Here is an 11,742-nt window from a genome sequence, read left to right on the forward strand (position 1 = left end):
CTGCAGAGCCCGGCGTGGCGTCCTGAGAAACGCACGGTTCGCCGCGAAAACTCCTGAGAAAGGGTGGTGGCGAGCGATGGTCGAGACGACGGATGCCGCGGCTGCGGCTGCGGCCGCACGCCGCGCGGTGCCGACCGACGAGGAGCGGCGCATCGCGCTGCGGCGCATGAAGCGCATCGCGCTCGGCCTGCTGCTCGTGGCCGCCGCCGTGTTCGCGGTCGCGTTCCCGCTGCAGGAGACCGTGCCCTGGATGGGTTTCGTGCGCGCAGCCGCCGAGGGGGCCATGGTCGGCGCGATCGCCGACTGGTTCGCGGTCACGGCGCTGTTCCGGCATCCGCTCGGGCTGCCGATCCCGCACACGGCGATCATCCCGCGCCGCAAGGACGAGATCGGCGCGACGCTCGGCGCGTTCGTCGAGGACGAGTTCCTCTCGGAATCCGTGGTGACCGGCAAGCTGCGTTCGATGGGCGTCGCACGGCGGCTCGGCGAGTGGCTGCGGGATCCCGCGAATGCCGAGCGCGTCACGGCCGAGGCGTCCGTCGCCGGTCGCGGGGTGCTGGGGCTGCTCGGCGACGACGACGTGGCCGGCGTGATCGAGCAGCTCGCGCGGCGGCACCTGCTGGAGCCCGAGTGGGGCCCGGCGATCGGACGGGTCGGCGAACGGCTCGTCGCCGCCGACCAGCAGCGCGCTGCCGTCGACGCCGTGCTCCAGAAGCTCGAGACGTGGCTGGCCGCGCATCCGGAGGCGTTCGGCACGATGGTCTCGAGCCGGCTGCCGAAGTGGGTGCCCGGCTTCGTCGGCGGACTCGTCGACGACCGTGCCTACCGCGAGGTGCTCGCCTTCGCCCGGTCCGTGCGCGATGAGCCGCACCATCCGCTGCGCCTGGCGATCGACCGCTGGCTCGCCGAGGTCGCCGACGACCTGCAGCACGACCCCGCGATGATCGAGCGCATCGAACGGTTGAAGCTCGACCTCGTCGAGAGCCCGCGGCTCCGCGAGTTCGCCGGCGAGGTGTGGGACTCGGTCAAGGTCTCGCTCGCCGCATCGCTCGAGGACCCGGCGAGCGAGCTGCGCGCGGGCGTCCGCTCGGCGCTCATGGAGGTCGGCGCCCGCCTCGCCGTCGACGAGGAGCTCGCCGCGAAGGTCGACGTGTGGGTGACGGATGCCGCGGCCTACGTCGTCGGCAGGTACCGGCACGAGATCGCCGGTGTCATCACCGAGACCGTCGAGCGGTGGGACCCGACCGAGACGACCGAGAAGATCGAGCTCCAGGTCGGCCGCGACCTGCAGTACATCCGGATCAACGGCACCGTCGTCGGTGCGCTCGCGGGCCTCGCCATCCACTCGATCGCGACGGCGATCGGCGCCCTCGTGTGACGCACGGCGCTGTGCCGTTCTCAGGAGTTTTCCGGCGTGTCGCCGCAATCGGCGGCGTGTCCTCCTGAGAAACGGCCGGATCCGCGCAGAACTCCTGAGAAGGGGATCGACGAAGGGTGGGCAGGGGGCGGGAGGGGGTGTCGCACGGCAGACGTGCGCGGCAGGATGGGGGCATGCACGAGCGAGCGGGAACCCCGGCGACCGAATCCGACCTGATCGACGTGGAGGCCCTGCTCAGGGCGTACTACGACCGGCACCCGGATGTCTCGATCCCCGAGCAGCGCGTCGTCTTCGGCACCTCGGGCCACCGCGGATCGAGCCTCAACACGGCGTTCAACGAGGACCACATCCTCGCCATCACGCAGGCCATCGTCGAGTACCGCGCGGGCCAGGGCATCACCGGGCCGCTCTTCATCGGCGCCGACACGCACGCGCTGAGCGGGCCGGCCCAGACGACGGCGCTCGACGTGCTCGTCGCGAACGGCGTGCGCGTGCTCGCCGACGAGTACGACGACTACGTGCCGACGCCGGCGCTCAGCCACGCGATCCTGACCTGGAACAACGACCCGGAGCGACGCGCCGAGGGCGAGGCCGACGGCATCGTGATCACGCCGAGCCACAACCCGCCGCAGGACGGCGGGTTCAAGTACAACCCGCCGCACGGCGGCCCGGCCGATTCCGACGCCACGAGCTGGATCGCGAATCGGGCCAACGAGCTCATCGCCGACGGCCTCCGCGGTGTCAACCAGGCCGAGCCGAGCGCGGTGGAGACCTACGACTTCCGCGGCCGGTACGTGGAAGACCTGGCGAGCATCATCGACTTCGATGCGATCAAGGCGAGCGGCATCCGGATCGGCGCCGACCCGCTCGGCGGCGCATCGGTCGGCTACTGGGGCGCGATCCGCGACCGATACGGCATCGACCTCACCGTCGTGAACGAGAAGGTCGACACGCGCTGGTCGTTCATGACCCTCGACTGGGACGGCAAGATCCGCATGGACCCGTCGAGCCCCAACGCGATGGCCTCGGTCCTCGCGAACCGCGACGGCTACGACGTCCTCACCGGCAACGACGCCGACGCCGACCGCCACGGCATCGTCACGCCCGACGGGGGCCTCATGAACCCCAACCACTACCTCGCGGTCGCGATCGAGTACCTCTACACGCACCGCCCCGACTGGCCGGCCGACGCCGCGATCGGCAAGACCCTCGTCTCGAGCTCGATGATCGACCGGGTCGCCGAGTCGCTCGGCCGCCGCCTCTGGGAGGTCCCGGTCGGTTTCAAGTGGTTCGTGCCCGGGCTCATCGACGGTTCGGTCGCATTCGGCGGCGAGGAGAGCGCGGGCGCCTCGTTCCTCCGCAAGGACGGCACGGCCTGGACGACCGACAAGGACGGCATCCTGCTGTGCCTCCTGGCCTCCGAGATCCGAGCGGTGACCGGCAAGAGCCCCTCGCAGCTCTACGCCGAGCTCGTCGAACGCTTCGGCGCGCCGGCGTACGAGCGAACGGATGCCGCGGCCTCCGCCGCGCAGAAGGCCGCGCTCGGCAGGCTCGACGGCGACGCCATCACGGCGACCGAGCTCGCGGGCGAGCCGATCGTCGCGAAGCTCTCGCACGCGCCGGGCAACGGCGCCGCCGTCGGCGGCGTGAAGGTCGCGTCGGAGCACGCCTGGTTCGCCGCGCGGCCGAGCGGCACGGAGGACGTCTACAAGATCTACGCGGAGTCCTTCCAAGGCCCGGAGCACCTCGCCGAGGTGCAGGCCGAGGCCAAGCGCATCGTCGACGCGGCGCTCGGGTCGGCCTAGGGCCGGTCGGCGTCCGGTCGGCGTCGGGTCGGGTGCGAGCGCACCGCCGCCTCGCTGTCAAGCCGGAGCGCGGCGGATCCGCCGTGCCTAGCATGTCGACGTGACCAACCTCGTCGTGATCCCCTGGCGGCCGGCGCCCTCGCGGATCCCCTCGTTCGATCGCGTCCTCGCCTGGTACCGGGCCGAGCTGCCGGAGTTCCGCATCGAGACCGTCGACAGCGACGACGACGTGTTCGTGCTGGCGCGCACGCGCAACCTCGCGGTCGCCAGGCTCGCCGACCCCGCCGACGTCGTGGTGATCAACGATGCCGACACCCTGCCCGAGGCGGCGACGCTCCGCGAGGCGATCTCCGCGGCCCGCACGAGCGGGCGCGTGCACCTGCCCTACACGACGTACCGCTGGCTCGGCCCAGAGGGCACCGCCGAGCTCGAGGCCGGCATCGCGCCGGCCGACTGCTCGCACGTGCTCGTGCACGGAGCCTGCTCGGGGGTCTACGTCACGACCGCACGGACGTGGGCGGCGCACGGCGGACAGGACGAACGGTTCCGCGGATGGGGATTCGAGGACTCCGCCTGGCGGCTCGCGCACGAGACGCTGCTCGGCGCGCCGCCGCAGCGACACGAGGGAACGGTCTTCGCACTCTCGCACGAACCGGAGTTGCGCGCCGGTGAGCAGTACGAGCGGAACGCCGCGCTGATGGAGCGCTATCGGGAGGCGTCGGGCGACGTCGACGCGATGACGGCGCTCGTCGCGGAGGGGCTGGCCGCAAGAGCGTCGAACGCGACCTCCGGCCCGGGCCTCGCGGCCTGAGACGTCGCGACCGCGTCGAGCCGTCGCCGAGCGTCAGCGGGCAGGTCGAGCACGCGGCGGAGGGCGCCCGCGAGCTCCTGCGTGGTCGCTCTGTTCGGATCCAGGACCTCGCCGAAGCCCGCCGCCTCCACAGCGGCCGCGCCGGCGAACTGGTCGGTGGAGAAGGGCAGGACGACGAGGGGCACGCCCGAGCCGATCGCCTCCGTGACCGAGTTGTTGCCGCCGTGCGTGACGGCCGCGGATGCCGCGCCCAGCAGCCGCACCTGCGGCAGGTAGCCTCGCACGAGCCAGTCGCGCGGCAGCTCGCCGAGTTCCGCGGCAGCGGTCGAGCCGGTCGCGACGGCCGCCGTCCAGCCCAGTGCGCGCACCGCGGCCGCGACCCGCGCGAGGACGTCGCCACGGACCGAGAGGAAGCTCCCGAAGCTCACGTAGACGAACGGCCGGCCGCGCGCCAGCCATGCCTCGACCTCCGCGTCCTCCGCCTCGGCGCGTCGGGCCGACCCGAGGAACCGGTGGGGTGGGAGGAGGCGTCGCCGGTCGTCATCGACGAGCTCGGAGGGGTAGTTGTACAGCACCAGCGGGCCATGCTCGGCGAACGCGTCGCCGACCGGGCGGCGACCCGGATCGAGCACACCCGCTGCCCGGTTCCACTCGTCGGTGAACCGAGCGGAGGCGGTGCGGCAGAGGTCCTCCAACTCCGCGAGTCCGCTCGGGTCGGGGGTGACGGCCGAGGGCCACGTCGGGGGCATGCCGTAGACCTCGGAACCCACGGGCAGGGCGCTCGGATGGCCCAGCACGACGTCCCCGTACGGGACACCCGTGCGCACCAACCCGAGCCGTGCGCTGAACGCGAGGTGATCGACGAGGACCTGATCGGGCGCGAGGTCGTCGACGATCCGCGCCGTCTCGCCAGCGCGTCCGACGGGGTCCCACATCAGGTCGGTCAGTCGCTCCCTGGCCTGGTAGCGGAGCGTCTCCAGCGCGCCCTGCTCGGTGGCGCGGAAGAAGCCGCGGAGCGACTCGCCCTCATCGGGCGGCTGCTCCCCTGCCGCGATGACCCCGGGATTGGAGCCGCGACCCAGCCGGAGGTCGCGGCGCTCGTACCCGAACGCGTCGACGATCCCGGCGGTCGCCGGTCCACTCGCGACCACGACGCGTTCACCGCGATCCCGCCACGCCGTCGCGAGCGTCGCGAGCGGCAGCAGGTGGGACGCGTAGTCCGGACTGATGACGAGGAGCGTCATCGCGCACGATCCGCGGACTCGAGCAGGCCGGCCTCGTCGCGCGCGACGGTTCGGTACACGCCGCCGAGGGCGTCGGCCATCCGCTGCACCGTGAATCGATCGCGGACCATCGCACGCGCCCGCTCCGCCCGTCGACCGTCGGGCTCCGCCTGCACGGCGGTCAGCGCGTCATCGAGCGCCGCGGCCAACCGTCCGGTGTCCCACGTGGCCGTCAGGATGCCCGTCTCGCCGTGCTCGACGAAGGTCGCCGGTCCTCCGCCGTCGGGCGCGACCACGAACAGGCCGGCTGCCATCGCCTCGAGGAGCGCGATGCCGAACTCCTCCTTCACGCTCGCGCACACGTAGACGCCGCCGGGTGCGACCGCCCCCGGCACGCCGAGTCGGGCTGCTGCGAGCCAGCGTGCGACGACGTCGTTGGGCCGGTGGCCCGGCATCAGGAGTCCACGCCGCGCCCGCTCGGCCACCGGCACGAGGGCATCGATCCGATCAAGCTGCTCGCGTTCGTCGTCCGAGGGCGAGTCGAGGTCGCCCCCGACCAGGAGGAGGTTCGCGCGCGACGCGATCGACGAGGCCGCCCACGCCTCTGCCAGCGCCGCCATCCCCTTCACCCGGTGGAGGCGGCCGACGCTGAGGATCAGGGGCAGTCCGCGACGTTCGGGGGCGAGTCCGTCGACGAGCCGGCGGAGCTCGTCGAACGCCGGCGACGCTCCCGCATCGTGACGGTACGCCTCCGCCTCCGCGACCGCCCGGTCGATCGCGAGGGTGTCGACGCCCTCCGGCACGACCGTGCGCCGCGCCGCGTCCGACTCGAGGTCGACTCCGACGAGGCGGCGCAGGTCCTCCTCGAGCCGCGGTCGGGGGAACAGCACGGTGTGCGCGGCGTTGGCGGCCAGCCGATGCACCAGACGGGTGCGGAACCAGTAGTGCTCCGCCAGGTCGACCCGGCCGAAGTCCCCGCGTCCGAGACGACCCGACCGGTCGAGCGAGTCGATCACCGCGTGCGGGTCGGGGGCGAGCGTGAAGACCACCGGCGTGCCGAGCTCGCGTGCGACGTCCGCGGCCGCCAGGCTGCCGACGTCGGCCATCCGCAGGTGGAGCACGTCGACACCGCCCGCCGCGCGCAGGATCCGACGGATGCCTCGACGCGTCGCGACGCGCAGCGGCCAGGCATCGGAGGCCGGAACGGGGTCGCGGAGGAGCGGTATGCGGCCGTATCGGTGCCCCCGCTCGGACGCCTCGACCGCCACGAGGTCGTCCAGCGCCCCGGTGACGGAACCGCGCGACAGCGTGATGACCCGGTCCACCGCGGTCTCGGGATCCCCGACGAGGGCGTCACCGAGCCGGACGAGCAGCGTCGCGATGCCGCCGTTGTCCCCCGCTCCGGCGGTGCGCATCTCCGGGTCGATGTCTGCGTGGAGGAACAGCTGCGCCACCGTCGCACCGGATCCTCCGCTCCGACGACGGAGCGGTCCGGCCGCGGCCAGGTCGACGAGCGCGAGGCGCGCGACGGCTCCCAGGAACCCGCCGGCGGCCGCGATCGCCTCCAGGGTCGTCGTGGCGGCGACGGGGTCGGAACGCTGTCCGAGGGCCGCGACCGCAGCGACTCGGACCGGCTCCGGCTCGTTCCGGTCCGATGCGAGGCGCACGAGCGGTGCGGTCGCGAGCCTATCGCGGACGAGTCCCAACGTCTCGACGAGCCGCGCCCGCGCGGCCGGGTCGTCGATGCCGAGCAGGCCGCCCTCGACGCCCGCGACGATCGGCGCCGGGGCGAATCCGGACCACTGCTCGAGGGTGCGCTGTGCGAGCATGCCGGCGAACCCGCCGGCGACGACCATGCGCAGCAGCGCCCCCACGGCCTCGTGCCGAGGGAGACCCGATCCGAGCGCCCACGCGGCGTGCTCGCGCTCGAACTCCCGATCGTCCGCCAGGAGGTCGACGAGCATCCGGGACGCCTCCTCGTCGAGCATGCCGGCGAGCGCGTGCGTCGCCGCGATCGCGGCGAGCTCGTCATCTCCGCGCGCCACGCGATGGAGGATCCGGATGGTGCGTGCGCCGGGGTCGCGCCCGGCCTCGAACGCGAGATCGTCGGAGGCGCGCATCGCATCGACGATCGTGGGCGCGGTGAGCACGTCGTCGAGTGCGGTCATGACCCCCATGGCGATCCCCCTGCCCGCGGCGCCCGACGCGGCTGATCCGACGTCGACGGCGCATGCGATCTGGATGATACTTCGGCACAATGGACGTTCCTGTCACCCGGTTGACAGTTCGCTGGGAGGTGGCGCACGCATGCGGATCGCGATGATCGGCGACGTCGGCGTGGTCGACGGCATGATGCACATCGGTGACGAGGCGATGTTCGAGGCCATGGTCGCCGCGCTCCGCGATCGCGGCGTCGACGCGATCACCGCGATCTCCGCAGCGCCGGCGGACACCGCGACCCGGTACGGCGTCGCCGCGATCGGACGCATCGGCTTCACCGGCACGCGCGAGCAGATGCGCGAGCGCCTCGAGGCGGTGCGTGCCGCCGCGGGCGGCGCGCCGAACCTCGCCGACCGCGACCCGGCGGCGGCCGTGGTCGACGCCGTCGCGGACGCCGACGCCGTCGTGATCGCGGGTGGGGGCAACCTCGCGTCGAACTGGCCGTCGCACGTCTTCGAGCGCGCGGCGCTCGGTGCCATCGCCGACCGGCTGGGACGTCCGCTCGTCGTCTCGGGCCAGACGCTCGGTCCGTGGCTCGACCCGCCCGATCGCAGGCTGGTCGCCGAACTCCTGCGATCCGCCCGGCTCACCGGCGTGCGCGAGCCCGCATCGCTGGCGCTCGCGGGCGAACTCGGGGTGCCCGAGGACCGTCTCACCGGGAACCGGGACGACGCGAGCTTCCTCGGGATCGGCGATCCGCGATCCGCCTCGGGCATCGAGTCCGACATCGAGCGAGGCGCCGCGGAGCGGTACGTACTGGTGAGCCTGTCACTCCACCTCGGCGGTCTCCCACGCGACGAGACGGTCCGAGGCCTCGCCTCGGCGCTCGACCGCGTGGCGGAACGCGCGGATGCTCCGGTGCGCTTCCACCCGCACTTCGGCTCGCTCGATCCGGAGATCGAGGCCGGTGACGAGGTGCTCCACGCCGCCGTCCTCGACGCCATGCGTTCACCCGCCGAGCTGCTCCAGCCCGGCGACGCGCGGTCCGCGGCGCGGCTCGCGCGCGGTGCGGCGATGCTCGTGACGAGCCGGTACCATCCGGCGGTGTTCGCGACCGCCGCAGGCGTTCCGGTCGCGGCGCTGTCGGCCGACGACTACACCGCCGTGAAGCTGCGGGGCGCGACCGGCTGGTGGGGTCAGGATGGCGTGATCCCGCTCGGCCTCGCCGCCTCGGATCGGGGCGGCGACGCACTCGGCGACGTCTGGGACCGCCGGGCGACCACCAGGAGGACGGCGTCGGCCCTGCGCTCGCGGGCGATGGCCGAGTCCGATGGGTGGTTCGACCGCGTCGCCCGGGCGCTCGCCGGGTGAGGACGCCCGCAGACCGGTGACGCGATCCCGGGGCGCGGCGCTCGGCGCTCTGCGCTCAGCGCAGCGAGCTCAGCGCAGCGAGAAGTACGACACCGAGCCGCCGCCCGTTGCGAGCGCGACGTCGACGTCCCAGTAGTCGGCGTCCTTCGTGTGGCCGCCGACCCAGACCTTGGAGCCCTGGTCGGTGTGCTCCACTCGGGTGACGACGGCCGTGTGGTCGCGATCACCCGAACCGTCCCAGTCGAACTGGGCGATGTCGCCGATCTTGACCTGTCGCCGCTCGGCGTCGGTGAGCTCGGTGGCGACGTCGGTGCGCGTGCGCAGGTAGTCGCGCAGGGCGGTCGAGCTCGACCAGGCGCTCGTCATCCGCCCCGTACCGCGGTCGTAGTTCCACGCGGCATCCATCTTCCATCCGCGCGCGATGAGCGACTGGCTGGCGAAGTTCGCACAGTCGACCCCGCTCAGCACCGAGTACTCGGCGATGTTGTAGTTCGCCCAGTGCGCGAGCACGTACGACACCTGCGCCTCGATTCCGGGGTCGTCGGTGTACGAGATCGAGAGCGGTGCGCTGTCGACCTCTGCGGCCTCGAGCGGCGCGGACGCCTCGACGATGCCCTGCACCGTCGTGGTGATCGAGGCGGGCGCGGATGCCACCGGCACCTCGACGTCGACCGTCGAGCCGTCGGCGTCCGCGAGGAGCACCTCGGCGTCGCCGCGCACGGAGTCGTCGACCGGGGGCACCGCGAACGTGATCGTGACGGCGTCGGACCGGACGATCTGCGCCGGGGAGCCGGCGACGGTGACCGCGGCCACCCGGTCGAGGTTGCGCCCCTGCACGGTCACCTGCGTGCCGCCCGTGAACGGCGCCTCGCTCGCGGAGAGCTCGGTCGTGACGACGGGGCGGTCGTCCGTCGTGACGGGCGGGATCACGATGTCGTCATCGCCGGCGGACGCCGCGAGCTCGTCGATCGCGGCGGCCCGTGCGGACGCGTCCGCGACGGCCGGGTCCTGCATGCCGTTCACGAGCACGCCACCGCCGACGGCGCCGCCGAGGAGGAACGCAGCGCACGCGACGAGCAGCGGGCGGCGCGAGCCGCTCGAGGGGCGACGATTGCCCCGGCGGTCGGCCCGGTGCCGCGGGAAGCGGAGGCCCTCGCCGAGGCTGCGGACGCCGCCGGTGCGGGCGTCGGCGTCCGCGGTGCTCGCGGGCGGGGCGGTCGGCTCGGCCGGATCGGGCACGGTCGAGTCGATGGGCGCCGCGACGGGGGTGTCCGCGGCAGGGGGGTTCGGCTCGGCCGGATCGGGCACGGTCGAGTCGAGGAGGGTCGGGTTCGCCGACGTCGCCGGGGTGAACGTCGATCGCGCCGTCGCCGGCCGCGTGGCCCCATGCAGTGCGCCCGTCGGCGTCGCGTCGGCCGCAGGCTCGGGCAGGTCGAGCTCGGCGCGGATGGCGGCGAGCGCCGCCCCTCGTCGAGGGTCGGGTTCGGCGTGGCCGGAGGGCGGCGTCAGGTCGAAGTCGAGCGCGGCATCAGGGTGGGGAGCGCGGTAGGTCGAACGACGGTGGGCAGGCAGGAGGAAGTTTCTGGGCACGAGGCGTGGGGGTGTTCCGGTCGGCATTTCGGGGGACACCACAGCCCATCACGTGATCTTGTGAGGATCCCTCGCGCGCACTGGGAGGACCGTGAGAGCGCGCTCATCGTCGCGGATCACGCCGCGACCCCGCACTACGCGACGCGGGTGCGGCGCGTGCGACGCGCCAGCGCGATGCCGGCCACCACGAGCGGGACGAGCACGACGATCGCGACGGCGTTCACGCCCGCGAATCCGGCGAGCCCGAGCACGACGCCCGAGAGTGCAGCGGATGCCGCGGCCGCGACGTTCATCGCGGCATCCGTCGCCCCCTGCAGCGCGACGCGCGACGACGGATCGACCGTCGTGGTCAGCAGGGTCGAGCCGCCGATCAGCGCCGCCGACCAGCCGAGCCCGAGCAGCCCGAGGGCGACCGGGACGAGCACCATCGAGTCCCCGGGCGCGAAGAGGCCGATGAGCGTCGCGACGAGGAGGATGGCGCCGCCGAGCGCGATCACCCGCGGGGCGCCGACCCGGTCGACCAGCCAGCCCATCAGGGGACTCGCGGCGTACATCCCGAGGATGTGGATGCTGATCACGACCCCGACCATCGCGATGGGCACACCGTGGCCGGTCATGTGCACCGGGGTCATCACCATGACGCCGACCATGACGGTGTGCGCGCAGACGATCGCGAGGATCGCGAGGCGCCCCCGCGCATCACGGAAGGCCGCTCGGAAGGCCGACCACGACCCGACGCGCTCGCTCGATCCGGCACCCGACGCATCGGCGACGAGTCGACCGGCCCTCGGCAGCCGGAGCACGGCCGCCGCGACGAACGTGGCGATCGCGAAGACGACGCCCGAGAGCACGAACGGCCCGACGAGCGCGGGCAGGCCGATCGCCTGACCGAACCGGTCGCCCGTGGACGAGAGCAGCGGCCCGGCGACCGACCCGATCGTGGTGGCCCAGAGCACGAGCGACATCGAGCGGGCCTCGAACCCGGGCGCCGCGACCTCGGTCGCGGCGAATCGAGCCTGGAGGCCGGCCGCCGTGCCGGCCCCGAAGGCGGCCAGGCCGAGGAAGACCACGGGCACCAGGCCGGTCGTCGCCGCCACGACGATGAGCACCGCGCCGACCGCGGACGACGCGTACCCGATCGCGAGCGCGACATGCCGCCCGGAGTGGACCGCGAGCCGGGCGAGCGGGATCGCCGCGATCGCCGCACCCAGCACGCTGGCCGACTGCGAGAGGCCGCCCAATGCCGTCACCCCCGTGAGGTCGGCGACGAGGATCGCGGCGAGCGTCATCCCGGTCGCGACACCGATGCCCGCGAGCAGCTGGTTGACGATCAGGAGGCCGAGCTGCAGGCCCCGGCGGCCGCGTGCGGGCTCGCGCCGCGGCATCCGATCGACGACATCACCC

The 11,742-nt window shown here is 73.4% G+C and carries 8 protein-coding genes; 4 read left to right on the forward strand and 4 right to left on the reverse strand.

Going from position 1 to position 11,742, the window contains the following annotated elements:
* Nucleotides 1-76: 76 nt before the first annotated feature.
* The 3 genes from ACIQH8_RS14700 to ACIQH8_RS14710 all read left to right on the forward strand — a co-directional run bounded on the left by ACIQH8_RS14700 (nt 77) and on the right by ACIQH8_RS14710 (nt 3,994).
* A complete protein-coding gene (locus ACIQH8_RS14700) occupies nt 77-1,378 on the forward strand; it encodes a DUF445 domain-containing protein (RefSeq protein WP_400999971.1) in 1,302 nt (433 codons plus the stop codon).
* A gap of 173 nt (nt 1,379-1,551) precedes the next feature.
* Nucleotides 1,552-3,183, forward strand: a complete 1,632-nt coding sequence (pgm, locus tag ACIQH8_RS14705) for a phosphoglucomutase (alpha-D-glucose-1,6-bisphosphate-dependent) (RefSeq protein ID WP_400999973.1) — start codon at nt 1,552-1,554, stop codon at nt 3,181-3,183.
* Between the two features lie 100 nt (nt 3,184-3,283).
* Entirely contained in the window at nt 3,284-3,994 is a 711-nt protein-coding gene (locus ACIQH8_RS14710; RefSeq protein ID WP_400999975.1) for a hypothetical protein, read from the forward strand.
* Here ACIQH8_RS14710 and ACIQH8_RS14715 read toward each other — a convergent pair.
* Entirely contained in the window at nt 3,889-5,238 is a 1,350-nt protein-coding gene (locus ACIQH8_RS14715) for a nucleotide disphospho-sugar-binding domain-containing protein (protein ID WP_400999977.1), read from the reverse strand. The genes ACIQH8_RS14710 and ACIQH8_RS14715 overlap by 106 nt on opposite strands.
* Nucleotides 5,235-7,385 (reverse strand): glycosyltransferase, encoded by a 2,151-nt coding sequence (locus ACIQH8_RS14720; RefSeq protein WP_400999979.1) that lies wholly within the window; start codon nt 7,383-7,385, stop codon nt 5,235-5,237. The genes ACIQH8_RS14715 and ACIQH8_RS14720 overlap by 4 nt, the downstream gene beginning before the upstream one ends.
* A gap of 139 nt (nt 7,386-7,524) precedes the next feature.
* On the opposite strand from ACIQH8_RS14720, the gene ACIQH8_RS14725 reads away from it, so the two are divergent.
* Entirely contained in the window at nt 7,525-8,748 is a 1,224-nt protein-coding gene (locus ACIQH8_RS14725; RefSeq protein WP_400999981.1) for a polysaccharide pyruvyl transferase family protein, read from the forward strand.
* Nucleotides 8,749-8,817: 69 nt separating this feature from the next.
* Here the strand turns inward: ACIQH8_RS14725 and ACIQH8_RS14730 are convergent, their stop codons facing one another.
* A complete protein-coding gene (locus tag ACIQH8_RS14730; RefSeq protein WP_400999983.1) occupies nt 8,818-10,338 on the reverse strand; it encodes an amidase domain-containing protein in 1,521 nt (506 codons plus the stop codon).
* A 134-nt stretch (nt 10,339-10,472) separates the two neighbouring features.
* Nucleotides 10,473-11,723 carry an MFS transporter gene (locus ACIQH8_RS14735; RefSeq protein WP_400999985.1) on the reverse strand — a complete coding sequence of 417 codons (1,251 nt, stop codon included), beginning with the start codon at nt 11,721-11,723 and terminating at the stop codon, nt 10,473-10,475.
* Nucleotides 11,724-11,742: the final 19 nt, after the last annotated feature.

It is taken from the genome of Agromyces sp. GXQ0307 (assembly GCF_044769845.1).
Lineage (GTDB): Bacteria > Actinomycetota > Actinomycetes > Actinomycetales > Microbacteriaceae > Agromyces.